Source organism: Clostridium sp. 10cd* (genome assembly GCF_044336395.1).
Lineage (GTDB): Bacteria > Bacillota_I > Bacilli_A > Erysipelotrichales > Erysipelotrichaceae > Clostridium_AQ > Clostridium_AQ innocuum.
The window spans coordinates 620,060-645,744 of sequence record NZ_CP172347.1 but is presented as its reverse complement, the minus strand read 5'-3'; the positions used below and the strand labels follow the sequence as shown (position 1 = coordinate 645,744).

The following is a 25,685-nucleotide window of genomic DNA, read 5'->3' as shown; positions in this document are numbered from 1 at the left end:
TTCAGTTTTTGTTATTCAATAGCGGATTTCGGATCTCCCGGCACATCCTGTGCATACACATTGATGCCCTTTGATACCAGATACTTCAAATCATCCATGTCTTCATCATCGACATAGACCTTCTTAGTCATAGCGCGTTTCCCTTCGGAGAAATGCATGTTTCCCACATTTACCTCCTTCAGAGCAACACCGGCCTCCACCAGACGGCGGACATCCTTCGGCGTACGGCATACGATAAAGATTTTCTGTTCCGGTGCTGCCCTGCCAATGATGGCAGCCGTTTTTTCAATCGTAAAGAAACGGATTCCCACACCGGATGATTTTGCTGTGACACTCATCAGTGACTGCTGGATTCTGTCCTCTGCAGCAGTGTCGTCCGCCACAACAATCAGATTGGCTCCCAGCGTCTTTGTCCATGTGACCCCAACTTGTCCATGTACCAGACGGTTGTCAATTCTTGTTAATAGAATATTCGGCATATATTCCACCTCCATTCACTTTTATAATCAGCAAGAAACGTGCCAACTTTCTGTCGCGGCACGTTTCGCTTGATTTATTTAGGGTTTTTGAAGTAATTCAATACATAAAGTGCTTCCGGCGCCGGAAGTTCGACACTATATCTCATTTCCACGCCACTAAAGGCATCCTTGACCTTGTCAACACGATCCTTTTTACCTTCTACTGCCTTTTCCATACCCTCCACATGCTCAATTCCCTGTTTCAGGATCAGGCGTTCGATCAGACAGCTGATATGTACATACAGACCCACCTTACGGGTGGCATCCAGCTCCTCGTTCAGATCCTCCTCCAGATTTTCCACAATTTCCTCCACATCGTCGATAATCTTTTCTCCGTTCAGAATAGTCAGATGATTCACGATATTGGACAGGGTGAAATTCTTTGTGATATTCTGATTGAACGCCTCCAGATCGACAGCTCCCAGATACCGCTGCATCAGCTGTTCCAGAACGCCGATTTCATCGTTCATCATAACACTTTCAATCGCCATAAACGGAATGCCGCTCACCTTGGGATCCAGCGTTCCGACAATCAGCTCCACCTGATACCGGTTGAAGATGGAATCACGGTTCCCGTTTTCCACCAGCTGCTGATAATTATAAGGGATGATTTCCAGATCGATTTTGCGTGGCAGGGAGCCCTCCAGCAGCTCACTGATTTTTTTCGCTGCCCCAAAGCCGGTGGCACAGATGGAAAGGATGGCAGATTTCTTTTTTCTGCTTTTCAGATAGTGTGTGGAAAGCTGATGGTTCTCCTTCACCAGCTGCAAAATTTCCTCCACTCGTTTTCCCTGCATGATGTAGTTGCCGACCTCCAATGCCATAGCGGTAGATACATTGTTGATCAGCGCAATATTATAATCGGACATCGGCTTGATTCTTGTATAGATTTCCTCCAGACTACCCATATCCACCAGAAAAATCAGTTCGTGTATGGTTCCCTTGCGCTTCAGATAATCATCTGCCAGCTGCGCCACCTTATCGATGGTGATATTGATTTCCATGTCGATACCGTCAAACACATACTGCCCCAGCATACGGTTCGCTGTATCCGCAATACTGCTTGCGGTGGAGTAGCCATGGCATAGAATAACACCGACACAGGAGCTGACCTCTTCATTCTGATAGCCCGCAAATGCGATGGCGATGATCACCAGCAGCAGCTCATCAAGCTCCAAATCCAGATTCAGACGCACATTCTCCACAATTTCCTCTGCTATATGGAAGATTCTCGGCATTCGCTCCTGAACCTCCTCCACCAGCGCTTTTACCGTTTTCTGATGCGCACTGATCCAAACATTGGCATCGGTTGCACATTTTGAATATTCAACAAGAATGCGGGAATAGATTTTGATTTCATTATTCGGTATGTTGATGGAGTATTTATTCATGACAATGGAATAGATTTTATCCAGCAGCTTCAACAGGTATGCCTCACTCGTATTTTTCTGATAGCGGTTATGAAACATGACATAATCAATATAGCTTTGTATGAGAATTCCGGTTTTTTCCATATACGCAGGAAAGGCATTTGTCGAGGTTTGATATCCCTCATACTGCGTGACCAGCTGACTGTACAGATGCAGCAGCGGGGACGCCTGATTCAGCGAGCCCTTGAGCCGCTCGATTGGTATCATAGCCTCCTGCATGCCATGGGTGGAGGATTTCAGCTGCACGGAGGTCAGGGATGGAAAGATATAATCCGGCAAATCAGCCACCTGTATTTTCAGCTTCGGCTCTCCCTGATGGACGAGGAAGGAATTTGCACAGGCTGCCTTGATGGCATTTTTCAATGCCCCGACATTGCCGATAAACTCAAAATCCATCAGACTCTGATAGGCGAGATTGCTGATGAGGATTTCTTTACCAAGGCGTTTGCTCTCCTTTGTGAAAATCGTGTAGATCAGCTCCCGCTTTTCAATCAGCGGACGATCCTTCAATGCCGGAACAGTAATCGTTATTGGAATTCTTCGCAGCAGGGTCTTTAACAGAACATTCTGCGGGTCCTCCGTTGTTGCGAAAACCAGTCGGCATTTGGAATAATACCAGTTTTCATTATCCCCGACCTTGTGATACATACCCTTGTCCATAAAGAAAAACAGCTTTTCCTGACATTCCGCCTTCAAACAGTGCACCTCATCCAGAAACAGCAATCCGCCGTCTGCCAGTGAAATCAGCCCGGGGTTATCCTCATCCGCTCCGGTATAGGCTCCCTTTACATTTCCGAACAGATTGGTTGTCAGCAGCTCTGGATTATTTGCATACTCCGAGCAGTTTACCGCCACAAATTTCTTGTTCTTTCCAATAATATTCTGATTCACCGCATATTCATACATCATGGAGGCAATCATGCTTTTCCCCGTACCGGTCGGTCCGTTGATCAGAATCGGCAGTCCTCCGGGATAGGATACTGCCGCCTTGCAATGCTCCACCACACTGGATAGAGAATTGTTACAGCCGATCAGCTGTTCAAAATCCTGTGCATCTCCCACCAGCTCCTGCGCAAGCTGTTCAAATGAATCAAAGGTGCATTTGGTCACAACACCGCTCCATTTGTTTTCCACAGCCTCACGTACAAAAAAGTATACCGGGCGGGAATTGATTTTGATTACATCCCCTGTCTTTACCCTTTCATTCAAATACTGGGATACCGTATTGCGACTGATATGCAGTGCATCAGCAATACTGACTGCTGTAAATCGCGTGTGCTCCTCTATGGCATATTCCTCACAGCGTTTTTTCAATTCTTCAAATACGATTTCCTTCATTGCGTTGTTCCTGCCTTTCCATTCTCAACATGCATGTATACAAAAGCGAAGACCATTTACCTTCTCCGCTTCATTGTCTCGTAATCAAGCTCACTGAATTTCTCAACAGCCGATCCGGGAACATCCTGATAGAACACCTCTGTCCCCTGTGAAATCATATAGTTTATGTCCTCAATATCCGGCTGTGTAAGATATACCTTTCGGTTAAATGCGACTCTCCCCTTTTCATAATGCATATTGCCGACATTGACACGCTTCAATTCAATTCCCGCTTCCACCAGCAGACGCGCCTCATGCGGTGACTGTACGACAACAAACAGCTTTTGATGACTTGTGTTGTCATTGTATGCACGGATAAAGTCATGTACTGTATAAAAGCGGATCTGACGGCTTGCGGCAGAGGCAACACTCTGCATCAGCTTCTGTGCAAAGCTGCTGGCGGCAGTCAGGTTATCCACAACAACAATTGTGTCAATATTTAAGGTACTTCCCCATGTAAGACCAACCTGTCCATGGACAAGCCGGTTGTCAATTCTAGTCAATTCAATTCTTGCTCTCATATGAACCACCTCATTTCTTTCATTTTAACCCATTTTTCAAAGAAATGATATCCTAAAAAAAATTATAATACAAGCACAGGTACATGCTGTAAATCCATAACAGCTACGAAAGACTGCCTTTTCATCAGATTCGGAATATGCCCCCTGCTTACAAAATCGAATATGCGCATAGTATAACCGTTTTACCATATCAGAAAGAGGAATTCACCTTCCAGAATGATAATATCTATATCGGAATGCCCTGTGATCTGAATCATGAACTGTACAGTATGTAAATTTTTCTATCCTGATATCGAAAAGCTGTACAGGTTCGCTACCACTCGCAAGCTAAAAAAAGACATACTGTTTTACACAATATGCCTTTCTGTTTCCTTATGAATGCAGCTGACCGTACAGCTGACAATAGGTTTCCGCACTCTTTGCCCAGCTGACATCTGTATTCATCGCATTACGGACAAGAATCTTCCAGTCCTCCTTACGATTGTAATAGACATCAATGGCATTGTACATCACCTGAAGCATTTCATCAGAGTTGTAATTTGCGAAGCTGAAGCCGTTACCAGTCTTTTCAAATTCGTTATACGGTGTTACCGTATCCTTCAGACCTCCGGTTTCACGTACCAGCGGCAGTGTACCGTAGCGCATGGATATCAGCTGTGAGATTCCACACGGTTCAAACAGGGATGGCATCAGGAACAGATCACATGCACCATAAATGCGGTGTGCCAGAGAATCATTGTATCCCTTGTAGAATGCAATTTTCCCTTTGTTTCCTGCTTCCAGCTGCGCCATCTTTTCCTCAATGCTTGCCTCTCCGCTTCCTAACACAGCAAGCTGAATCGGCATAGCACAGATTTCAGAGAGCTTTTCCATCATCAGATAGAAGCCCTTCTGCCAGGTAAGACGGGAAACAACACCGATCAGCAGTACATTCTGATCCACATTCAGACCGAGCTCCTTCTGCAGTGCTTCCTTATTCAAGCCTTTGGCTTTCTTTACATTCACCTTGTTGTAGTGATATGGAATTTCCGGATCATTCTTCGGATCCCAGTATTCAATATCAATACCGTTTGTGATTCCCCACAGGTCATATTTACGGATATTCAGCACCATTTCCAGATGCTCGCCGTACTGCGGCGTCAGAATCTCCTGAGAATATGTAGGGGAAACTGTTGTCACCTTGTCCGCATACAGAATACCGGACTTCATGAAACTGATTCCACCGTCGTAGCGTACATTTCCGTTGTCATAAATTCGATAATCCAGTCCCAGACAGCTGTCCAGCATTTCCACACCGAAGTTCCCCTGATAAGCCAGATTGTGAATCGTATAAACAAAGCGGATATTGCGATAGCGTTCATCAAAGCTGTGACCTTCCTTGCACATAGCAGGAATCATCCCGGTATGCCAGTCATGACAGTGCATGATTTCCGGGAAGTAGTTCAGCTGATTGCACATTTCAATGACAGCCTTCTGGAAATAAGCAAAGCGTTCCCCGTCATCAATATGTCCATACATTTCTTCACGCTCAAAGTATCCCTTGTGCTCAACAAAATAGAATTTTACATCCTTGCGCATGGTTGACCAGATATTTACCGGTACCTCATGATACGCAATACTCACGGAAAACTGAGCCTCCAGCGTAAATTCATGGTGAAATTTCTGAGCAATTTTCAGGTACAGCGGCATGATAACACGCACCTCATGACCCTTTTTAGCCAGCTCATTCGGCAGGGAGCCGATTACATCTGCCAGTCCTCCGCTTTTAATAAAGGGAAGACCCTCGGCAGCAACCATCAATATTCTTGCCATTAAATTTTATCATTCCTTTTCACGTACAGCGGAGTGTCGGCAAGGCCCAGCAGTTCTTTTTTACGGACGATTCTTGCTTTCTTATCCACTACTACATTTTCAATATGCACATCTTCACCGATCATGGCACCCGGAAGGATCACACAGTTTTTCACAACTGCCCCCTTCTTGATAATCGCCCCACGTCCGATGACGCTGTTTTCAATATCACCCTCTACCAGACATCCGTTGGAAACCATACTGTTTTTCACACTGACACCTGCGTAGTACTGTGTAGGACAGGAATCGTTGGTTCTTGTATAAACCGGCCAGTCTGTATGGAACAGATCCATCGCCTTATCATAGTCCAGCAGATCCATATTGGCATTGTAGTAGCTCTTGAAGTCATTGATACATGCCACAAAGCCACGGTGTGCAACACCACGGATATCCAGCTCCGCACACTCATCGTTTACGATATCGCGGAACCAGTACAGAGAAGAGATATTCGCCGCTTTCTTAACCAGATCCATAAACAGCTCCTTGCTCAGGATATAGGTTTCCAGAGAAATCGTTCTGGATTTGGAGTTTCCGCGATTCTTCTCCAGAGACAGAACACCCTTCTGCTTGTTCAGATTCACAACATCACAGTTTACGAAGGATTCCTTTGCATTATCCACATTCTGATACAGCATGGTGATATCCGCACCGCTTTCGATATGCGTATCCAGCAGCGCACTGAAGTCCTGACGGAAAACAAAGTGACTCGGTGTCAGAACAACGTAAGGATAATTGGCATCCTCGATTGCCTGCATGTTGTACATATAAGAATTGATATCATTGCTGTAGAAATCATTTTCATCCATGCTTTTTGCCGGCAGGATGTGCAGCTTTCCACGCTTGGAGTTAATGTTGTAATGACGTCCGGTTCCCAGATGCTCCAACAGAGATCTCGGATTTGTTTTTACAAACACCTTGATATGATTTACACCGGAATTACTCAGATTAGAAATTGGAAAGTCGACCAGACGATATCTTCCCAGGAATGAGAAGGCGGATACCGGGCGATAATCCTGCATACCTTTGACCTGTACATTAGGTCCTTCATAATTAACAATACCGATTGCATTGCACATATTACTCACCCCTCACTCTCTTGCTGATCAGTTCGATTTCTTCACTGTTCGGATCACCTACGACAGCACCGGCATCAATCTTGACACCCTGCATGACGATGGCACGGTGAATGACGGCACCCTCGCCGACCTCCACATCCGGTAACAGTACCGAATCGTTGACCTTCGCATTCTTTGAAACCTCCACGTTCGTGAACAGGACTGAGTTGTTGATTTCACCATCGATGACACATCCCTGGTTGATGTATGCATTATCCACCTTACCATTCGGTCCGATATAATGCGGAACAGTTGCTACATCCTCTGTATAGATTTTCCAGTTTGGATCATTCAGATCCAGCTCGTTGTTTTTGCTCAGCAGGTCCATGTTTGCTTCCCACAGGGAATCCACGGTTCCTACATCCTTCCAGTAACCCTTGAATTTCCATGCATACAGACGCTTGTTCTCCGCAAGCATGGCAGGAATGATATCCTTTCCGAAGTCATGGTTGCTGTTAGGATCATCCATATCTGCGACCAGCATTTTTCGCAGCTGCTTCCAGTTAAAGATATAGATACCCATGGAAGCCAGATTGCTCTTCGGATGCTCCGGCTTTTCCTCGAATTCCACGATACGGTCTGTTTCATCCGTGTTCATAATACCGAAGCGGCTTGCTTCCTTCATCGGTACCGGTAATACGGCGATCGTTGCATCGGCATCGCATGCCTTGTGGTGGGAAAGCATCTTGGAATAATCCATCTTGTAAATATGATCTCCCGACAGAATCAGAACATACTCCGGATTGTGGCTGTCGATGAAATCGATATTTTGTGAGATTGCATCTGCAGTCCCGCGGTATACGTCAAACGCTGCTCCGTCTTTCTCACGAGGCGGCAGTACGTATACACCACTGTCTTTTGCATCCAGTCCCCAGCGCTGTCCAGCTGCTGCATAGGAATTCAGCAATACACTCTCATACTGTGTCAGTACCCCGACAACGTTGATGTTGGAGTTGGCACAGTTGCTCAGCGGGAAGTCGATAATTCGATATTTCCCTCCGTAATACACTGCAGGTTTTGCAATCTTCTTGGTCAAGGCATACAGTCGTGTTCCTCGGCCTCCGGCTAGTATCATAGCCAGCATGTTGTTTTGTCTCATGTAAATCCCCCCTTAGGAATTTTTTCTATATATTAAGTATAATGATTTTCAACATAAATTTCCACCCTTTTTGTAAGAAAAATGAACTTTATGTATGCGTTTTCAGCTTTTCGGGCATAAATGACGCCAAAAGCAAAAACACGCGGAAAAGTCAAGTCAAAATTTCATTGATTTTTTTCTGGTTTTCATGAAATTTATGCTCAATCTTATACTCGCATGTTCATTATATTATCGTATGCGGCAGATTATTCCAAGAAAAACAATCTGCCAAATACTTCCTTTTTCAGACAAAGTCGTACATGTTGAGAAGGTCATCGACCGTTGTGTTCTTTCTTTCTTCCCCTTCCAGCACCTTGACGATTTTCCCTTCATTCAGAATAATCGTCTTGTTGCCGTATTCCAGTGCCTGCTTCATGTTGTGCGTAATCATGAGCGTAGTGATATGGTTCTCCTTTACAATTCTCTCTGTGATATCCATGACAGAGGCGGCCGTTTTCGGATCGAGCGCCGCCGTATGTTCATCCAGCAGAAGAAGCTTCGGTGTGACGATGGTAGACATCAGCAGTGTCAGAGCCTGCCGCTGTCCTCCACTCAGCAATCCCACGGTTGTGGAAATGCGATCCTCCAGACCAAGTCCCAGCTCCTTCAGCTTTTCGATAAAGAAGCTTCGATCACCTTTTTTTATTGCCCGGCTCAGCGTTGTCCGTTTACCACGACTGTAAGCCAGCCCCAGATTCTCCTCAATGGTCATATGCGGCGCCGTTCCTTTTAAGGGATCCTGAAACAGGCGTCCGATTTCTCTTGCCCGCTTATATTCGGGATAGACTGTAATATCCTTTCCATCCAGCAGGATCGTTCCGGAATCACTCATAATGGAACCGCTGATTACATTCAGCAGCGTGCTCTTTCCGGCACCGTTGGTACCCAGCACACTGATAAAGTCACCATTCTCCACATGGAAGGACAGATGATCCAGAGCCTTTCGCTCATTGACGGTATTGGCGTGAAAGGTTACGCTGATATCCTTTAAATCAAGCATGCGATCCCCTCCTTCTCTTTTTCAGATGCGGCAGTGATATTGCCAGTGCCACAAGCGCTGCGGAGAACAGGTTCAAATCACTTGCCCCGATTCCCAGCTGCAGTGCTACGGTCAGAATAAACCGATAGACGATTGCGCCCACAACGACAGCCGCAAATTGAAAGCCCAGTGTTTTTCTGCGGATAAATGCCTCACCCACAATGATGCTTGCCAAACCGACAACCATCATACCGATTCCTCCGCTCACATCCGCAAAGCCCTGATTCTGTGCGAAGACTGCACCACCCAGCGCCACCAGGGCATTGGCAAGTGCGATACCCATGATTTTCATCAAATCCGAGTTGATGCTGCTGGCACGCACCATCGCTTCATTGTCACCGGTTGCCCGAAGACTCATTCCCAGCTGTGTTTTCAAAAACAGATACAGCAGAAGGATCAGAAGGATGAGAAGCCCGGCAATCATTACACCATAGGCATGATCACCAAGCACTGCCTCCAGCGGTGTAAAGATGGTTTTCTTTCCGAACAGGGATACATTCGGCATGCCGTTCAGTATTTTCAGGTTGACGGAATACAGGGCTGTCATTGTCAGTATACCGGCAAGCAGGGACTGCACCTTGCATTTGGTCTGCAGCAGACCGGTTACCAGCCCCGCAAGACCTCCGGCAAGGAACGCCATGAGTGTACCGATAAACGGGTGAGCATTCATTGCGAATACGGCAGATACCGCACATCCGGTTGTAAAGCTCCCGTCAATCGTCAGATCGGGAATATTCAAAACGCGGAAGGAAATAAACACCCCCAGCGACATGATGGAAAATATCATGCCGAGTATCACCGCATCCTGTATGGTTGATAATGCCATAACCCTCATCCTCTCTTCTACTATACTGTTACCTGTACCGCTTACTTCTTACATCAGCCCTATGCTCCTTACAGATTTTTTCATACGGCTGTATGGCTGTATGATACAGATTCCATTACGAACCATGTATTACTTTCTTAATCTGTTTAGATTCCGTCCTGTTTTTTCAATACGAAATCTGTACCCAGCACGATTATCTTCCTTTTATATATCTTTTATATCCTTATATATGACAGGCCTGTTCCTATTGTGCACAGGCTTACATCATGACCAGATTTTTGCTGTTTTCTACATCCTTTGGAAGCTGAATGCCCAGTGTCTCCATCGTTTTCTCATTTACATAGATATTCAGATTATCCTTGAAGACCTTAACCGGCAGATTCTCCACATCCTCGCCCTTCAGAATTTTATCCGTCATTCTTGCCGTTTCCTTGCCAAGCTCTGTGTAATCAATACCAACCGTCGCAAAGCCGCCGTCACTTACCATGGAATCAGCACCTGTATATACCGGAACCTTCTTCTTGTTTGCAGTTTCCACAAGAGCACTCATAGAGCTTGCCACCGTGTTATCGTTTGGTGCAAAGATCGCATCACATTTATCGGTAAGCACACTGACTGCGCTCTGAATCTCCGTGATGTTTGCGCCGCTTCCCTCCACCAGCTTGATATCGTGTTTTTTACAGAATTCCTTTGCCTTTGCCAGATTGCTTACGGAATTCGCTTCGGAGCTGTTGTAAATAAAGCCCAGTGTCTTCAGATTAGGGTCTACCTTCAATGCAAGATCGAGTATCTGATCCACCTGAATTTCATCGCTTGTCCCTGTGATGTTGTTGTTCGGTTTTTTCAGATCATCCATCAGACCTGCCCCTACCGGATCACTGACTGCGGAGAATACGATCGGAATATCCTTGCTGTACTTCGCTGCCGCCATAGCTGTCGGTGTTGCAATTGCCACGATGACATCACTCTTGTTTCCGGCAAATGTCGACATGATGGAATTCAGCGTGTTCTGCTGCCCGCCGGCATCCTTGAAGTCCAGCTTGATATTTTCTCCATCCTTATAGCCCAGTGCCTCCATCTCTGCCTTGAAGCTGTCACGAATCGTATTCAGTGACTTATGCTCTACAATCTGCGCTACCGATACCACCGGTATTTTTTTCTCAGTTTTCGTATCCTCCTTGCTTCCACATCCTGTTAATACGCCTGCACATAGTAGAAATGCAGCTGCTGCCTTACATAATTTTTTCATGACCTGTTGTCCTCTCTTTCATTGTGTTGTTTTGTTTCCTTCGTTTATATGACGTCTGTTTACCCTTATGCCATCGCCATTCCTCTGTGCTCTGTAACACAATGACCACCTCCCTTATATAAAAAAGCACCCGTCCAAAAGTCTGTTGACTTCAGGACAGATGCTGTTAGGGTCATCTGCGGTACCACCTGATTTGATCGTTCCATCTATTGGAAACCATCCTCTCATCAAAATGCCGACACATTTCTAGCCCTGTAACGTAGGCATACGTCTTGGATACTGAGCTGCGCCGTTCACCTTGCCCTCCAGAGTCCATTTACAAAACTGCATTTCTGCCGCGATTCCACCATCCGCGTGCTCTCTATAAGCGCATCTTTCTGCTTGATCTCTCTGTCTTTGGTTTCCTATAGGATACACCTCTTCTTTTTGCTTGTCAACACTTTTTCTGAAATTTTACATTTTTTATTCTGAAAATATTTTCACCATTTACAGGAACAGCGTCTGTCTGCTTACAGCTGCATCGTCTCTGTGTAATCAGGTGAATGTGCTTCCCTATGTAATGTCTGCATTCACAGAAGCCTACTGCCTGGCGGGCGGGCAAATGGTGATGCGTTGGAGATAATAGAGCCATATCTGTTTTGCCTAGCCGTGTTCTCCCTGCGAGTTTCCATACAGATGAAATCCGCTCCATAGCTGCAGGATGGCAGTTACAGCAGTGATACAAAAGACAGCACCAGATTGCTGCATATATGCTTCCTTGCAGGAAATCGCTGTCAGGATACCACAGATAAAAGCAAGCACAGCGGTCAGCCCGAGCTGCTTCCAGCCGATTTCCATATACTGCAGACCGTGAATTCTCGTATCATAATACATATTTTGTATAAGCTGCAAAATGAAAACAAGCAGAAGGGCAATCAGCCACAGATTGGTTGTACCCGGTAGCCAGGGAAACAGAAGAAAGCCGGTAGCGCCCAGCATGCACTGGATTACTCCCAGCAATAGGGAGGGCTTTCGGATATATACATATGGACACATTTCGTTTGTATATTCCATTTCTGCCTCCTCATGGTGCATACGTTTTCGTAGTACCGTGCGCTGACTTTGCAGGCGCACCATCTGCATATCAAGCTCATGAATCAGCTGTTCATAGACCTGAGGTGCATATTCTTCCTCTATAAGGATTGCACGTATTTCCTTTATATGCAGTCCCATCTGCCGCATGGCATGAATATCTCGCAATGTTTTCAGGCAGTCTTCATCATAATCGCGGTAGCCGTTTTCCAGCTTTACCGGCTTTACAAAGCCCTGATCCTCATAATACTGTACAGCCTTCCTGCTAAGACCGCTTTTCTCCATAACTTCTTTCAACAGCATTTCTCTGTCCTTTCTGGCTTTCCAAGTTGCCTTCCCTTTTGAATCACAGGCAGCCCTTTTTTTACCTGCAAGTCATACTATGAAAGCATAACCGTACAATACATCCCTTCCTGTTTTTTTACGTAACTCTTTCTCTGATATTCTATAGCAGTGTTGTTTGCAGGACAAGCTCTTTTGCAGTATTCATGTAAAAATCAGGAGAGTTCCTATTTTTTTTATGAGACTGCGATCGTTCTTTTACTGTATGATGAAGCAAAGCAGCTTTTTCTCCCTATTCGCTTTATAAAGCATGAAAAAGGATGCACTCCTCACGTATTCCAAGCAAAGCATTGCATCCACGGTATCCGCATTTGCAGGCAGCTGCACCGTTTGGTATTCAATAAGGGAACACGAGTAGAAAGGCCATACCATCCGCTTCCTTTTCGGCGAAAATTTCCGCATTCATACGCCGCATGATTTCCCGGCATATGTAAAGTCCAAGACCGTTGCCCTGCTTCCCCTCGCTGTTGCTGGCACGAAAGAAGCTTTCAAATATATGATGAAATTCGGTGTCACTCACTGTATTTCCAGTGTTAAAAATACGAATCAGCTGACAATAGTCCTCTTCATAGCACGATATTTCTATCCTTCTTCCATCTCCGTATTTCAAGGCATTTTCCATAATGTTTTCCACGACCTCAAAGCTGCGCTCCAGGTCTCCCTTCAGCAGCAGGTTTTCATAGGGCTTTACCACCAGCTCCATACGCCGCAGTCGCAATGGCTCTTTATACGCGTGAACAGCCTTGTCGATCAGCTCCTTCAAATAGAATTCACTGTTTTGGACCTGTATATCCAGTATGTCGTGACGGGACTGCTTCATGATTTCTTCGACATAATGTTCAATTTCCTTCCCCTTTTCCTGTATCTGATGAGCTGCGTGTACATTTTGTGCCTCATCCGTATACAGATGCTCCTCCAAAGCCCGCGCGTACAGCTGGATGGTGTTCAGCGGTGTCTTAATATCATGTGACAGAGAAAGCAGCAGCTTCTTCTTTTCCTTTTCCAGCTCCAGCTGCCGCCTTCTGGAAGTATCCAGCGAATCCTTCAGCTGTCCGATTCCAAGCAGGAAATCATGTGCATATCTGCTTTTTTCCTCCTTCACGATCCCCTTCCAATGTCCCTTCGCAAGCTCACCGGGAAGCTTACGCACTCGATCAAAGGGCTTTAACAGGTGCTTTCTCAGATAGAGAAGAACACCCAGCAGCATTGCGAACAAAGCGGCGAGAGACAGCTGTGTGCGCAGCATCAGTCCGTTGGTATCCACAAGCGAGCGATGATAATCAAAGCGCAGATATCCTGTCAGCTTTTGCTTTCTGTAGACGGGTGCCACATGCATCTCCAGATTATTTCCCTCCTGGAAAAAGGCAGAGGCTGTTTCTCTGCTTCCTTCCTCTGCGGACAGCCATTGCAGCTTTTCGATATGCGGATAGCTGTTCTGTGCGATATCCTCAGCCTTCGTACCCTTTTCCACCTGCTGCAGGATACGATTGATTTCCACACGATATGCATGGTCCATGGTTTCCTCCATCTGCAGAATACTCCACCCGAGAAAGGCTGCAATGCCCAGATACAGCAGGAAACAGGAAAGGATCAGGATATTATACTTCTTCAAAGCGATACCCCACGCCCCAGACTGTTTTAATCCGCTGCGGCTGTTTTGGATTCTTCTCTATTTTGTCCCGCAGCATTTTGATATGAACGGTCAGTGTCTGCTGTTCACTGAAGCTGTCCATGCCCCATATGCTTGCGAAAATATATTCCTTGCGCAAGGTTTTCCCAGCGTTGGATACCAGCAGTGTCAACAGCTCGAATTCCTTCGCATTCAGCTCCATAAGATTTCCATCCACAAAGGCTCTGTGCTGTGCACGCTCAATGACCACACCGCAGCAGGATATGGTTTCCTTGCGATGCAAATCGGATGTACGCTGTAAAACAGCACGTATTTTGGCGGCAAGTATTTGCGGATCCACAGGCTTTTCGATATAATCATCCGCCCCCAGCTCATAGCCGTTCAGCTGATCATTTCGATCCTTTCGCGCACTCATTATCAGTATCGGAACCGCTTTATGCTCCCGCACTTTTTTGCATACCGTAAAGCCATCCATATGGGGCAGCATGATATCAAGCAGCAGCAGACGTACCTCTGTCTGTGCAAGATAGGAAAGCGCAGCCTCCCCGCTCTCCACATGATGCACCTGAAATCCATCCCGCTTTAAAAAGCTTACGATCAGCTGGGCAAGCTCACGGTGATCCTCTACAAGTAATATATCTATCATAGGCAATTACCATCCTAACGTTATCAGCCATTCATTTAATCTGCGCTCCCGCTTGCGGATATCCGTACAGTCTTCCCATGCGCCAAGCTGCATTTCGTCCCGGATATTTCCGTCCTCGATATACAGCACACGGTCACAGCGTGAGGCTACCTTCATGTCGTGGGTTACCAGCAGTATGCTTGTCCCTTCCTTATGAATACGGTTCAGCTCCTCCATTACCTCATGAGAGCTCTGCTTATTCAGGGCACCTGTCGGCTCATCCGCAAACAGAATACGCGGATGATTGATCAGGCTGCGGCAGATACAGGCACGCTGCAGCTGTCCTCCGGATACCTCATTCACATCGTTATCCGCGATTTCACTGATGCCAAGCTTCTGCATAAGCTTTGCGGCATAGGCATTGATTTCTTTTCTTCCCTTTACAGACTGAAAAGTAAACCACAGAGTAAACCACAGAATAAATCACAGAGTAAAGTATGCTGAGATGTATACTTTTTCTTTCATAAAAAGCTTTTATAACCGCTGCCAATTCCTTTTAATTGCGTATTATCTCAGCAGACGTACCTCTGTCTGTGCAAGATAGGAAAGCGCAGCCTCCCCGCCCTCCACATGATGCACCTGAAATCCATCCCGCTTTAAAAAGCTTACGATCAGCTGGGCAAGCTCACGGTGATCCTCTACAAGTAATATATCTATCATAGGCAATTACCATCCTAACGTTATCAGCCATTCATTTAATCTGCGCTCCCGCTTGCGGATATCCGTGCAGTCTTCCCATGCGCCAAGCTGCATTTCATCCCGGATATTTCCGTCCTCGATATACAGCACACGGTCACAGCGTGAGGCTACCTTCATGTCGTGGGTTACCAGCAGTATGCTTGTCCCTTCCTTATGAATACGGTTCAGCTCCTCCATCACCTCATGAGAGCTCTGCTTATTCAGGGCACCTGTCGGCTCATCTGCAAACAGAATACGCGGATGATTGATCAGGCTGCGGCAGATACAGGCACGCTGCAGCTGTCCTCCGGATACCTCATTCACATCGTTATCCGCAATTTCACTGATGCCAAGCTTCTGCATGAGCTTTGCGGCATAGGCATTGATTTCTTTTCTTCCCTGCTTCGTTCTTCCCTTTACAGACTGATAGGCCGGTAAAATAATATTATCATAAACGGACAGGTTTTTCAGCATATACATCTGCTGGAAGACAAATCCCATTTCCTCCAGGCGCAGATCGCTGATCTCATTGCGGCTCATATCCGTAAGCTCACGCTCAAAGAATTTCACACTTCCGGCTGTCGCACTGTCCATCCCGCTGATGGTATACAGCAGGGTTGTCTTACCGGAGCCGGATGGTCCCATGACGGCGATCATTTCCTTTTCTTCCAATGTCAGATTGACATTTCTCAATACGTTGTTCTGTCGTTTATTTACGATATATGTCTTACACAGATTGCTTACTGTTATTCCACTCATAATAGCTTCCTCCTTATTCCATATTGTTCATTTCACGTATATGGATACGCTTGATTTGACCGGTAGCAAATATCGTTGCACAGATGATTCCCAGCAGCAGTACACCCGGATATATCAGATAAACCTGCACCGGATCTATCTGGATATGCACATCCGCACCCATGATGGCGAAGATCGGCTCCAGCATGAAGCGGTTACTGAGCATGGACAATGGAACTGCCGCAAGCATGGATACCAGGGCAACCAGAATCATCCGAATCACCTGCCAGCTGCGAATACTGCTGTTACGGAATCCAATACTCTTCATCATAGCGATTTCTCCCTTTTCACGTACGATGAACAGCTTTTCCATCAAGAGTGTAATCAGCATAATAACAGCACAGAGCATGGCAGTCATCGGAATCAGAAGCTCACTCAGAGATTCCTGAATACCGCCGATATTGCGATCGACAATTTCCTGAGCCGTATACCATTCATAATCAGGAAACTGCTTTTGCAGGGTATCCTTCAGCTCCGTTTGGCTCTTGTCTGTCTTCATATCAACATTGACATTCCAATACTCAAACATGTCCACCTTACTTAGATCAAGCTTTGCATTCAGACGGGCACTGCTTCCCAGCTGCATATAATCGGCGTAGCTTCCCGTAATGATAAACTTGTAGGTTTCACCGTTCAGATCGGCCTCTATACGATCTCCGATATGCCAGTTGTTATCCTCCAGAATGAGGCGGGAGAAGGCGATTTCGTTTTCCAGCACAGGAGCACTGCCTTCCAGATAATCCAGATATTCCGTATTGCGCCCCTGTATTTGCAGGGACATGATTTTCGTATTGCCCTTTTTTCCAGGAGCATGAAACGGCAGGAAGTAAATGGAGGAGGCCGTCAGCTCAGCATCATAGCCCTTTTCCTTCATTTCCCGCTCCACACGCTGCATTCCCTTTTTCAGCTGCGCGGAGTTTCTGTATGCGGAATCCTGTTTCCCTTCAATTTTCTTTATATATACAGCACTGTCCGTATTCACGGTGAATTTGGATGCCATTTCACTGCTCTGCATGGTATTGATGGTATTCAGTGGAATTGTGATCAGAACAAAGCTGATACAGAAGGTAACCAGCAGCAGGGCATAGCGTTTCAGATGCGTCAGCATGTCATTGATACCCAGATATGCGGGAACACGCAGATATTTCTGTTTGAACAAATACAAGGCCGACGCTTTCGCAAAGCTCTCTCCGCTGTGTCCGCCCCGAATGGCGGATATCGCAGTAATGCGGCTCAGCTTTCGTGTACAGTTCATACAGAACAGCATGACCAGAAAGATGATCAGCAGGGTACAGAGAATATTTACAAAGAAGTTAACACCGCTGTCCTCCATAATCATATTCACACTGACTCCCGCCACCATGATACAACTGATCGGTACGCTGATCAACAGACCGAGGAAAGCTCCGCTGCTGACAAGAAATGTATATTTCACAAGATACAGGCGCCGTATTGCCTTATCCCTCAGGCCGATCGCCTTCATGATGCCGATTTCGCGATACTCCTCTTCCATTGTGAACAGCAGGGTAAAGCGAAGAACCAGCAGAGCAATCAGGATCATGCAGATGCCTACAAGAATTAACAGAGCTGCAAGAATCAGATCAAAGGAATAAATCATGGAATACATACTGCGTGACACCGTATTCAAAACGGATGGAAAGCTTTGCAGATTCTGTGCTTCCGTAAATTCGGATATGGAGCTTACATTGATGAAGTATAACGCATACGTCTGTTCACTGCCCGTTTTTTTAAATTCTTTATACATATCCGAATTCATAAAGATTCTTGACATACCAACCATATCATTTCCGAACGCCGCATCCTTTACCACGGTTTTCAGAGTAAAGGTCTTATCTCTTCCATTCAGGCTTATACGCACCTTATCGCCGACCTTCAAATCGTTTTTATCCATCAGAAACGCAGGCATGCCAATCTCATCATCCTGCAGATGAAGAGCTCCCCCATTCGGATCAAAGCCCTTGCAATAGTCACTGCTTTCCTCGGACAGGAAAAGGCTGAGTCCTTCCGCGTTAAACTTCTTTCCATTCTCCCTGTGCAAATTTTTCTGTTCCACAGAGAGCATTTCCTGATAACCGTAATCCTTCACACCCGGAGCCTCGGTTTCTATCCATTTCATGATCTTCTCTTTTTCCCCGGAATTTACTGCCACCAGATTCACATCCGGTATATTTGCATAATCCATGTAGTAATCCACAGAGGAGCTTACAACAAGAATATTATTTACACTGCTTGCAAGAAATACCGTCGCAATGGTAATAAACAGAAACAGAATCAGATTGACACTCTTTCTATGCATTAAATCTTTTTTCAACATTCGTTTCAGCATTGCCGTCACACCCTTTCTACAAGCTAAGAATACCGCAGTCTTTCTTAAAAAATCCTTAAATACCGAAGAAAGCTTTCATCCCTACCATTTATTCACATATATTCTTTTTCAATCAGATTCAACCACATTTATTTCAATATCAGCCATGTATTTTCATAAAGAAAGCAGAAGCTGTTCTGAACCTCTGCGGATGCTCCTGCTTTGTATTCATCTTTGAAAAGGATGGCGCAGGTATGATCTTTGTACACTATTTATGATATGGATTGTTGTTCTGTATCATAAAGGCACGATAAATCTGTTCCAGTACGAGCACTCTTGTCATCTGATGGGTAAAGGTCAGATCACTCAGCTTCCATTTCCAGTTACAGCGATCATAGACATTTTTGCCCGGTCCCAGAGAGCCTGCGATAACGAATGTAAGGTTACTGGTCTGATAGGTCTGTAGCTGATCAAGCTTTTTGGAAAACCGCTCACTATCCACCATTTCTCCCCATAAATCGAGAAGGATTACATATTCCTGCTCTTTTATTTTGGCAAGAATGCGTTCTCCTTCCTTTTCCTTAACCTGATTGTTCTGTGAATCGCTGTTGCTCTGCGGTGCCACTTCATCATTTACTTCGATGATTTCCAGCTTTGTAAACGGCCGCAGCCTTTTTTCGTACTCTTCAATCTGTGTACGCAGTGCCTTCTCCTTTATTTTTCCTACTGCAACAATTTTTATCATAAGTTCTCCTTTACCTGCTTCAATAGCTCCAGCTTACTCTCCAGCCATCTGCGGCGCAGTCTTTTAAATATCCGATATTCTGCGAGCACCTCAACAATGCCGGATGCTGTATCCACTGCGTTTACCACCCATGCTTCCCTGCACATAGGTGGTATGACGGTTAACGGCCACATATGCTTGCGGATGATCTCCTGCTCCCGTTCGCTGATTTGAAAATCGCGCAATGCATTGCGATTCGCAAAAAAAGGGTGGCGAAAGCCATGCAGTCTGTGCCAATCCTCTGCCTCATGCCAGTCATATAGAAAATAGTCATGCAGCAGCGCGCCCCGCACCAAAGAGCGTTCATCACAGGACATCCGCAGCTTTCTGACCAGTGTAAAGCTGTAATAGGATACGACGAAGCTGTGCTCCAGACAGCTGATGGATCCGTGCTGTATATACTTCTGCATATCCCATACCCTGGCATCCCCCAGCAGCTCCTTCGCTATATTTAAAAATTCCGGTACTTCCTCTACGTGCATATTCCACCTCACTACGAGAATTATTGTACGCTGTTTTTCATCAGAGTGCAAATATCAGAAGCCGTACTTTATCGTATCCAATACCCGTTGCAAATAAATGTTCAATGCTCAAAGCGTAGCCTTTGACCTGCAGCCGAGGATATATCACCTGATGATTATTTTATAAGAGCGTCAATGTTTCGTAATCTCCTTCGCATAAGCAGTGAGGATACTCAGGAAACAGGTATACACGGATATTTATGTATAGGCGTTTATTTCAAGGCTTATAGAATATAAAAATCATATCATTTTTTCGTAAAATGTCTACAAACCACGAATTTCATAGTACAATGAAAGAAAAGGGTGATGGTATGAAAAAGAATAAAAAAGGATTTACACTTGTCGAGATCATTGTTGTTCTGGTAATCATCGGTATCCTGATGGCACTTGCTGTACCGGCTGTTATGAGCTACGTGCGCAAGGCGGCAGATACCAAGCTGATTTCCGAAGCAAGAAGTGTCATGGTAGCCTCCAAGGAGAAGGGAATCGAGCTGGTAAACAAACAGCAGCTGGATTTGCTGGCGACGGATGAAAATATGAAGGATATCATGAAACGCTCGGAAGTGGAAGGGACCCTGATGGAAATATATAAAAACAAGGCAAATAACGGTGCCGGAGATTTTATCGTTTTGATAGGGGAAACCTATATCCGATATGATGATCAACAGCAGAAGTATGAAATATTGACCTCCTATGATAATCTATTTGTAAAAGCAAACGAAATTCACCTTGCTTTGATCAAGGGAGAGCCTCTCAGCATCATTCAGGCCTTCATCGATCAAAAAGATAAGGCATTCATCAATTCGGAAGGTGCAAATGCCGGTAACAGTCTGCGCAAGGCGCTTAACGACTCTGGTATAGCCAGCGGATATGATTACAGCTTCAGAATCTATGCAAGTAAAAGTGATAACAATTATACGATAACGATAAGTGAGCGCAAGGTAACCTTGGAGGATATAAAAAAGGGAAATAAAGTCAAGGTTATCCAGTATGATTATTCCGGAAATAATGGATTTAGCGGAACACCACGTGTTAAAACAGCAAATGCTTCCGTTAAGCTTGGAGAAGACTCCGGAGGTACACAGGACGATTACGCTGCATTAAAGCTGGATGATATCAAGGACTGGGAGGTTATCTCACAATAGCCATGTGAATGTAATAAAAAACTGCAATGCATCTGTGGTACGCTTGACCGGTATCACTGATGATATAAGCAGTTTTTTTACTGATACTCCTTCTTATATGCCATCTTCTTAAACATGACCTTCCATTCTTCAAAATCCTTCATGATGTTCTCCAGCTTGAGCGTTTCCTGACAGCTGAGCTTTTCATGCATATACCCCTCTGTCATCCATACCAGCATCTGATACACCTGCTTCGGATCAACATCATTGTTAAATTTTGAGAAATCCACATGCGCAAAAAAACGGTCAAAGGTCGTGTCCATCAGAGAATGCAGCTCCATTGCCACATCACTGCTGACAGCCTCGCGGCGGGAAGAAAATGCCCGGCAGATAAAACCCAGAATAAACGGATGCTCCACCATTATCTGCATTTTTTTCTGCGCCCCGAATTCCATCAATGCGAAGAAATCTGTGATTTTTGTGAAGTCCTCATCATCCAGCGTCTTTGTGACGATAGTTACACAATACTGAAACAGATACATATAAAAGCTTTTCTTATCCTTGAAATAATAGAATAATAACCCCTTGGATATGCCTGCCTTGGCCGCAATATCCTCCGTGTTTGCCTTTTTGTATTCATATCTGCCAAACACTTCCATACCGGCATCGATGATACGCCGCTGCTTCTCCTGTGAAAGCTCCTCGAATTTTTCCATACTATATACTCCTAACACACTGATATGTTATTCAAAAAAAGCTATGATTTCCTGTATGCTGACCGGGGCCATCGCGTTTGCATCGACGCCCACATCATATCGTAACAGACCGTTATCACGGTTTCTGTAATTCACAACCGCATGATTGTGCTGATGTCCGTGCAGATGGATTGCTCCATGATAAAAGCCGTTCCATTCCGCTATCGGATAATGAAATAAGACAAAGGTATGTCCCTCATACTTCAGCTCATGCATCTGCTTTACCATGTAAATATAGACTGATCAAATTCCTTTTGATGAACAAAACGGCCGTGATTACCTTCGATCAGATACTTTCTGCCCTTTCGCTTCTTCAGCATTTCCCGGGCATACACATGATTTTTCATGGTTACATCTCCCAGAATACACACCTCGTCATCCCTGCATATCCTTCGGTTCCAGTTTTCCACAAGCGCCTCATTCATTTCTTTAATATAATGATAGGGTCTGTTGGCAAGACGGATGATATGATCATGATAAAAATGCAAATCCGCCGTGAAGTATATCCTGCTGTCCCCTGCTTTCCCTATACATACAGCTATTTTAGAAAACGGCATCCGTGCAGGATCATGCATCAGATACCGTTCCTTTATTTATTCCAGTATTACCGTCTTTTCGATTTCTTTGCCATTGCGGTTTACGACAATGCTCACCTTGTCCTTTACCTTATGACTGTAGAGATACTGACGGAACTGCTTATAATCCTTGATCTCCTTACCATCAAATTTCACAAGGATGTCACCTTCTTTTATTCCAGCAGAGGCTGCCGGTGTCCGTGAGGCAACCTTGACAATCAGCAGGCCGCTTTCCACCTTGGAATCGATTCCCAGATATGCCTTGTCCAGCATACTCAGCTGCTCGATCGGCTGTACGGAAATTCCGAGAATCGGACGTACCACCTTGCCGTTGTTTTCCAGCTCCGTGATGATGGGAAGAACCTCATTGATCGGCAATGCAAAGCCAAAGCCCTCTACGGAGGTATCCGTTATCTTCATGGAATTGATACCGATCAGCTCTCCTGCCATATTGATTAACGGTCCGCCGCTGTTTCCCGGATTGATGGCGGCATCCGTCTGGAGAACATTCACATCCCAGTCCGCAACACCGTTGTTGTCGATATCCATTTCCATTCTTCTGTCCACACCGGATATCAGACCACCGGATACACTGCCCTGATACTCAATGCCCAGCGGACTTCCCATGGCAATGACATATTCCCCCTTTTTGACAAGTGAGGAATTCCCCATCACAAAGGCCTCCGCTTTGAAATCAACATCTGTTTTCAACAGTGCAAGATCGGTTAACTCGTCCTTTCCGACGATATCCACCTTCTGTTCCTTGCCGTTCGCAAAGGTGACAACCGCTTCATCCCCATCCGCAACAACATGATTGTTGGTGATGATATAAACCGTCTTTCCGTCAACCTTATAAACTGCACCGCTTCCAGTGTCGAGTGCCTGACCGCGTGCTCTGGCAGTAACTGTCACAACCTTATTTTCGCTCTTCGCCACAAGCTCTGTCACATCACTTGTGATATTTACACTTGCGGTTTCCACCTTCTGCTTCGTCTGCTGTGCAGCAGTTGCTGCTGTTGTGTCCTCTTTTGATTGCAAATATAAAATCGTCAGGACGATATTCCATCCGATCAGTGCCACTAGGAGAAAGGCTGTCAGTCGTTTCATGTTGATTTCCCTCCGGTATAAATGGAAAACTGATCCGCAGGATACAGGCGGAGATCCTCGCGATCCTTCTGTTTCCGCTTCAGTGTTTCCTTCAGTGTGGTAAGTGCCATGTCCCGTGTGTTTCCTTCCTGGGAGATATGCGCAAGTACGATTTCCTTTGTATGATCCCCCATGACATCACACAGGATGTTCGAGCAGTCCTCATTGCACAGGTGTCCGCAGTCACCGATGATACGCTGCTTCAGATAGACAGGCCTTGTCGTCTGCATCAGCATCTCGATATCGTGATTGCTTTCAAAGACATAATAGTCCGCATTGCGTATGTATTCCTTAACCTCATCTTTAATATATCCCGTATCTGTCACATATACCATTTTCTCATCCTCGGTCTCGATGACATAGCCTACGGTGCCTTCACAATCATGACTCATCGGCAGTACGGTTATTCGAAAATCCTGCAGTTCAAAGCGATCGTAGGGGCGTATGCCGTGCAGATGGCTGGTCGCGATATCCTGTGTCGCATATGTTGGTATGGGGTCAAACAGCTTCATCTGTGCGATATGGTCGCTGTGTGTATGCGTAATCAGAAGTGCATTGCTCTGCATGGGATCATAGCTAATCTGTTCAAAGCAGCTTTTCAGATATTTTCGCGTTGTTCCACAGTCGATGACCAGTCGGGTATCCTTATGTTTTATCAGACAGCAGTTACCTTTGGAACCGCTGGCCAGTAGTGCAAATTTCATATGCGGCCCCCTTTTCTTATACGATATGTCCACTTCCTTGAGCCCTTGGAAGAAACAGGCTGTCGCATCACAGCCGGTATGCTATCTACATGCAATATGCAAAAAGTTATATAATAAATATTTGACACTATGAGAATCCGTCGTGTGCAATGTTGAAGAAGGCAGATATGGATTTCTGAAATGCAAGCTCCACCTTGCCTGTCGCACCGTTACGGTGCTTGGCAATATCAAGATCGGTCTGATCGGTCGGATTGTTTTGTTCCGCCTCATCATCCTTCGCATAATAGGCATCACGATACAGAAACATGACGATATCGGCATCCTGCTCGATGGCTCCGGATTCACGAAGGTCGGACAGCATCGGATGCTTGTCGGGACGCGTTTCCACGGAACGCGACAGCTGCGACAGTGCGATCACCGGACATTCCATTTCTCTGGCCAGTCCCTTCAGGGAACGGGAAATTTCCGATATTTCCTGCTGGCGGTTATCTCCGCTTTTTCCGCTTCCGCTGATCAGCTGAAGGTAGTCAATGACGACCAGATCAAGACCATGCTCACTTTTCAGCTTACGGCATTTGGAGAACACCTCGGATATTTTGATATTGGAGCTGTCATCCACAAACAGCTTGCTGGCCATCAGTTCATTCGCCGCTTCGTTCAGCTTGCTGAATTCATCATCCAGAATAGCACCGCTTCTCAGCTTATTGGATTCCACTGCGGACTTGGCACTCAGAATACGCTTCATCAATGCCTCCGCCGGCATCTCCAGTGAGAAGATGGCAATTGCCCCGGGATTGTAAAAGGATGCATTCAACGCCAGATTCAGGGCGAAGGCAGTCTTTCCCATCGCCGGACGGGCCGCAAGAATAATCAAATCGCCACGCTGAAAGCCGTTGGTCATACGGTCAAGGTCGGTATAGCCGGTCTTGATTCCGGTTACACGGTTATCACTGGTGCGCAGACGAATCAGCTCCTGCATGACATTGGAAACAACCTCCCGGCTGCTTTTGAAATCAGTGGCACGACGGCTGCGCGTAACACCGAGAATATCCCGTTCCGCCTTATCCATGATTTCATCCAGATCATTCGCTGTATCAAAGCCGTCCTCGGCAATCTGTTCAGCTGCTTCGATTAAGCGTCGCAGATGTGCTCTGCTTTTGATCATTTCAATATAATACACACTGTTGGCGCTGGATATCGCCGTATCACTCAGCTTGATGATATAGTCAGCACCGCCGACCAGATTCAGCTGCTCGATATCCTGTAAACGGGCAATCAGCGTGGTGACATCCACCGGCTTACCGCTGTCCGTGATATCCATCATGGCAGAGAATATACGCTGATGGATATCCAGATAGAAATCTCGCACATCCAGCCCCTGATCATATACAACGCTGGTTACGCTGGGATAAATCATCATTGCGCCGAGAATGGACTGCTCCGCCTCGGTGCTATGTGGCAATTCTCTACTCATAAAGCCTC

24 protein-coding genes and 1 pseudogene are annotated in these 25,685 nt (G+C 45.7%); 1 reads left to right on the top strand and 24 read right to left on the bottom strand.

Annotation, left to right across the window (positions count from 1 at the left end):
* Positions 1–11: 11 nt before the first annotated feature.
* The 18 genes and pseudogenes from agaB to ACG3M1_RS03225 all read right to left on the bottom strand — a co-directional run bounded on the left by agaB (position 12) and on the right by ACG3M1_RS03225 (position 19,860).
* Complete coding sequence (gene agaB, locus ACG3M1_RS03310; protein ID WP_008818473.1) at positions 12–479, bottom strand: PTS galactosamine transporter subunit IIB; 468 nt, start codon at positions 477–479, stop codon at positions 12–14.
* Positions 480–553: 74 nt separating this feature from the next.
* Entirely contained in the window at positions 554–3,286 is a 2,733-nt protein-coding gene (locus tag ACG3M1_RS03305; RefSeq protein ID WP_009588705.1) for a sigma 54-interacting transcriptional regulator, read from the bottom strand.
* A gap of 56 nt (positions 3,287–3,342) precedes the next feature.
* Positions 3,343–3,846 (bottom strand): PTS sugar transporter subunit IIB, encoded by a 504-nt coding sequence (locus tag ACG3M1_RS03300; RefSeq protein WP_008818471.1) that lies wholly within the window; start codon positions 3,844–3,846, stop codon positions 3,343–3,345.
* A gap of 372 nt (positions 3,847–4,218) precedes the next feature.
* Positions 4,219–5,658, bottom strand: a complete 1,440-nt coding sequence (glgA, locus tag ACG3M1_RS03295; protein ID WP_009269828.1) for a glycogen synthase GlgA — start codon at positions 5,656–5,658, stop codon at positions 4,219–4,221.
* Positions 5,658–6,773, bottom strand: coding sequence for a glucose-1-phosphate adenylyltransferase subunit GlgD (gene glgD, locus ACG3M1_RS03290; RefSeq protein WP_008818469.1), 1,116 nt, complete (start codon positions 6,771–6,773; stop codon positions 5,658–5,660). Before glgD ends, glgA begins: the two co-directional genes overlap by 1 nt.
* A 1-nt stretch (position 6,774) precedes the next feature.
* Entirely contained in the window at positions 6,775–7,911 is a 1,137-nt protein-coding gene (locus ACG3M1_RS03285; RefSeq protein ID WP_008818468.1) for a glucose-1-phosphate adenylyltransferase, read from the bottom strand.
* Positions 7,912–8,194: 283 nt separating this feature from the next.
* Positions 8,195–8,950, bottom strand: a complete 756-nt coding sequence (locus ACG3M1_RS03280; RefSeq protein ID WP_008818467.1) for an ABC transporter ATP-binding protein — start codon at positions 8,948–8,950, stop codon at positions 8,195–8,197.
* On the bottom strand, positions 8,943–9,815 hold the full coding sequence (locus ACG3M1_RS03275; RefSeq protein WP_008818466.1) for an ABC transporter permease: 873 nt from the start codon (positions 9,813–9,815) through the stop codon (positions 8,943–8,945). The genes ACG3M1_RS03280 and ACG3M1_RS03275 overlap by 8 nt, the downstream gene beginning before the upstream one ends.
* Before the next feature lie 259 nt (positions 9,816–10,074).
* Positions 10,075–11,064, bottom strand: coding sequence for an ABC transporter substrate-binding protein (locus ACG3M1_RS03270; RefSeq protein ID WP_008818465.1), 990 nt, complete (start codon positions 11,062–11,064; stop codon positions 10,075–10,077).
* Between the two features lie 642 nt (positions 11,065–11,706).
* Complete coding sequence (locus ACG3M1_RS03265) at positions 11,707–12,438, bottom strand: MerR family transcriptional regulator (RefSeq protein ID WP_008818464.1); 732 nt, start codon at positions 12,436–12,438, stop codon at positions 11,707–11,709.
* Positions 12,439–12,814: 376 nt separating this feature from the next.
* Positions 12,815–14,089, bottom strand: a complete 1,275-nt coding sequence (locus ACG3M1_RS03260) for a sensor histidine kinase (RefSeq protein ID WP_224721076.1) — start codon at positions 14,087–14,089, stop codon at positions 12,815–12,817.
* Positions 14,076–14,753: a response regulator transcription factor gene (locus ACG3M1_RS03255; protein ID WP_002607242.1), complete on the bottom strand. Its 678-nt coding sequence runs from the start codon at positions 14,751–14,753 to the stop codon at positions 14,076–14,078. The genes ACG3M1_RS03260 and ACG3M1_RS03255 overlap by 14 nt, the downstream gene beginning before the upstream one ends.
* A gap of 6 nt (positions 14,754–14,759) precedes the next feature.
* Positions 14,760–15,173 (bottom strand): annotated as a pseudogene (locus tag ACG3M1_RS03250) (ATP-binding cassette domain-containing protein); the annotation flags it as partial.
* A 126-nt stretch (positions 15,174–15,299) separates the two neighbouring features.
* Positions 15,300–15,452, bottom strand: coding sequence for a response regulator transcription factor (locus tag ACG3M1_RS03245; RefSeq protein ID WP_009269833.1), 153 nt, complete (start codon positions 15,450–15,452; stop codon positions 15,300–15,302).
* A 6-nt stretch (positions 15,453–15,458) separates the two neighbouring features.
* Positions 15,459–16,229 carry an ABC transporter ATP-binding protein gene (locus tag ACG3M1_RS03240; RefSeq protein ID WP_002607241.1) on the bottom strand — a complete coding sequence of 257 codons (771 nt, stop codon included), beginning with the start codon at positions 16,227–16,229 and terminating at the stop codon, positions 15,459–15,461.
* Between the two features lie 13 nt (positions 16,230–16,242).
* Positions 16,243–18,615, bottom strand: a complete 2,373-nt coding sequence (locus tag ACG3M1_RS03235; RefSeq protein WP_008818460.1) for an ABC transporter permease — start codon at positions 18,613–18,615, stop codon at positions 16,243–16,245.
* Between the two features lie 247 nt (positions 18,616–18,862).
* A complete protein-coding gene (rlmH, locus tag ACG3M1_RS03230; protein ID WP_002607239.1) occupies positions 18,863–19,339 on the bottom strand; it encodes a 23S rRNA (pseudouridine(1915)-N(3))-methyltransferase RlmH in 477 nt (158 codons plus the stop codon).
* On the bottom strand, positions 19,336–19,860 hold the full coding sequence (locus tag ACG3M1_RS03225; protein ID WP_008818459.1) for a hypothetical protein: 525 nt from the start codon (positions 19,858–19,860) through the stop codon (positions 19,336–19,338). Before ACG3M1_RS03225 ends, rlmH begins: the two co-directional genes overlap by 4 nt.
* A 350-nt stretch (positions 19,861–20,210) precedes the next feature.
* Here ACG3M1_RS03225 and ACG3M1_RS03220 point away from each other — a divergent pair, with 350 nt between their 5' ends.
* A complete protein-coding gene (locus ACG3M1_RS03220; RefSeq protein ID WP_395814931.1) occupies positions 20,211–21,044 on the top strand; it encodes a prepilin-type N-terminal cleavage/methylation domain-containing protein in 834 nt (277 codons plus the stop codon).
* A 77-nt stretch (positions 21,045–21,121) separates the two neighbouring features.
* On the opposite strand, the gene ACG3M1_RS03215 is transcribed toward ACG3M1_RS03220, so the two are convergent.
* From ACG3M1_RS03215 to dnaB, 6 genes are all read right to left on the bottom strand, one after another.
* Entirely contained in the window at positions 21,122–21,739 is a 618-nt protein-coding gene (locus ACG3M1_RS03215) for a TetR/AcrR family transcriptional regulator (RefSeq protein WP_008818456.1), read from the bottom strand.
* Positions 21,740–21,766: 27 nt separating this feature from the next.
* Entirely contained in the window at positions 21,767–22,006 is a 240-nt protein-coding gene (locus ACG3M1_RS03210) for a hypothetical protein (RefSeq protein ID WP_008818455.1), read from the bottom strand.
* On the bottom strand, positions 22,000–22,353 hold the full coding sequence (locus ACG3M1_RS03205; RefSeq protein ID WP_008818454.1) for a hypothetical protein: 354 nt from the start codon (positions 22,351–22,353) through the stop codon (positions 22,000–22,002). Before ACG3M1_RS03205 ends, ACG3M1_RS03210 begins: the two co-directional genes overlap by 7 nt.
* 18 nt (positions 22,354–22,371) lie before the next feature.
* Positions 22,372–23,460 carry a S1C family serine protease gene (locus tag ACG3M1_RS03200; protein ID WP_002607234.1) on the bottom strand — a complete coding sequence of 363 codons (1,089 nt, stop codon included), beginning with the start codon at positions 23,458–23,460 and terminating at the stop codon, positions 22,372–22,374.
* Positions 23,457–24,203: an MBL fold metallo-hydrolase gene (locus ACG3M1_RS03195; RefSeq protein WP_008818452.1), complete on the bottom strand. Its 747-nt coding sequence runs from the start codon at positions 24,201–24,203 to the stop codon at positions 23,457–23,459. The genes ACG3M1_RS03200 and ACG3M1_RS03195 overlap by 4 nt, the downstream gene beginning before the upstream one ends.
* Positions 24,204–24,330: 127 nt before the next feature.
* A complete protein-coding gene (gene dnaB / locus ACG3M1_RS03190) occupies positions 24,331–25,677 on the bottom strand; it encodes a replicative DNA helicase (RefSeq protein WP_008818451.1) in 1,347 nt (448 codons plus the stop codon).
* Positions 25,678–25,685: the final 8 nt, after the last annotated feature.

What these genes read in the sequence shown, in the direction of transcription:
- agaB (WP_008818473.1), bottom strand. Translation starts at nt 479, where the DNA reads ATGCCGAATATTCTATTAACAAGAATTGACAACCGTCTGGTACATGGA.
- ACG3M1_RS03305 (WP_009588705.1), bottom strand. Translation starts at nt 3,286, where the DNA reads ATGAAGGAAATCGTATTTGAAGAATTGAAAAAACGCTGTGAGGAATAT.
- ACG3M1_RS03300 (WP_008818471.1), bottom strand. Translation starts at nt 3,846, where the DNA reads ATGAGAGCAAGAATTGAATTGACTAGAATTGACAACCGGCTTGTCCAT.
- glgA (WP_009269828.1), bottom strand. Translation starts at nt 5,658, where the DNA reads ATGGCAAGAATATTGATGGTTGCTGCCGAGGGTCTTCCCTTTATTAAA.
- glgD (WP_008818469.1), bottom strand. Translation starts at nt 6,773, where the DNA reads ATGTGCAATGCAATCGGTATTGTTAATTATGAAGGACCTAATGTACAG.
- ACG3M1_RS03285 (WP_008818468.1), bottom strand. Translation starts at nt 7,911, where the DNA reads ATGAGACAAAACAACATGCTGGCTATGATACTAGCCGGAGGCCGAGGA.
- ACG3M1_RS03280 (WP_008818467.1), bottom strand. Translation starts at nt 8,950, where the DNA reads ATGCTTGATTTAAAGGATATCAGCGTAACCTTTCACGCCAATACCGTC.
- ACG3M1_RS03275 (WP_008818466.1), bottom strand. Translation starts at nt 9,815, where the DNA reads ATGGCATTATCAACCATACAGGATGCGGTGATACTCGGCATGATATTT.
- ACG3M1_RS03270 (WP_008818465.1), bottom strand. Translation starts at nt 11,064, where the DNA reads ATGAAAAAATTATGTAAGGCAGCAGCTGCATTTCTACTATGTGCAGGC.
- ACG3M1_RS03265 (WP_008818464.1), bottom strand. Translation starts at nt 12,438, where the DNA reads ATGCTGTTGAAAGAAGTTATGGAGAAAAGCGGTCTTAGCAGGAAGGCT.
- ACG3M1_RS03255 (WP_002607242.1), bottom strand. Translation starts at nt 14,753, where the DNA reads ATGATAGATATATTACTTGTAGAGGATCACCGTGAGCTTGCCCAGCTG.
- ACG3M1_RS03245 (WP_009269833.1), bottom strand. Translation starts at nt 15,452, where the DNA reads ATGATAGATATATTACTTGTAGAGGATCACCGTGAGCTTGCCCAGCTG.
- ACG3M1_RS03240 (WP_002607241.1), bottom strand. Translation starts at nt 16,229, where the DNA reads ATGAGTGGAATAACAGTAAGCAATCTGTGTAAGACATATATCGTAAAT.
- ACG3M1_RS03235 (WP_008818460.1), bottom strand. Translation starts at nt 18,615, where the DNA reads ATGCTGAAACGAATGTTGAAAAAAGATTTAATGCATAGAAAGAGTGTC.
- rlmH (WP_002607239.1), bottom strand. Translation starts at nt 19,339, where the DNA reads ATGATAAAAATTGTTGCAGTAGGAAAAATAAAGGAGAAGGCACTGCGT.
- ACG3M1_RS03225 (WP_008818459.1), bottom strand. Translation starts at nt 19,860, where the DNA reads ATGCACGTAGAGGAAGTACCGGAATTTTTAAATATAGCGAAGGAGCTG.
- ACG3M1_RS03220 (WP_395814931.1), top strand. Translation starts at nt 20,211, where the DNA reads ATGAAAAAGAATAAAAAAGGATTTACACTTGTCGAGATCATTGTTGTT.
- ACG3M1_RS03215 (WP_008818456.1), bottom strand. Translation starts at nt 21,739, where the DNA reads ATGGAAAAATTCGAGGAGCTTTCACAGGAGAAGCAGCGGCGTATCATC.
- ACG3M1_RS03210 (WP_008818455.1), bottom strand. Translation starts at nt 22,006, where the DNA reads ATGGTAAAGCAGATGCATGAGCTGAAGTATGAGGGACATACCTTTGTC.
- ACG3M1_RS03205 (WP_008818454.1), bottom strand. Translation starts at nt 22,353, where the DNA reads ATGCATGATCCTGCACGGATGCCGTTTTCTAAAATAGCTGTATGTATA.
- ACG3M1_RS03200 (WP_002607234.1), bottom strand. Translation starts at nt 23,460, where the DNA reads ATGAAACGACTGACAGCCTTTCTCCTAGTGGCACTGATCGGATGGAAT.
- ACG3M1_RS03195 (WP_008818452.1), bottom strand. Translation starts at nt 24,203, where the DNA reads ATGAAATTTGCACTACTGGCCAGCGGTTCCAAAGGTAACTGCTGTCTG.
- dnaB (WP_008818451.1), bottom strand. Translation starts at nt 25,677, where the DNA reads ATGAGTAGAGAATTGCCACATAGCACCGAGGCGGAGCAGTCCATTCTC.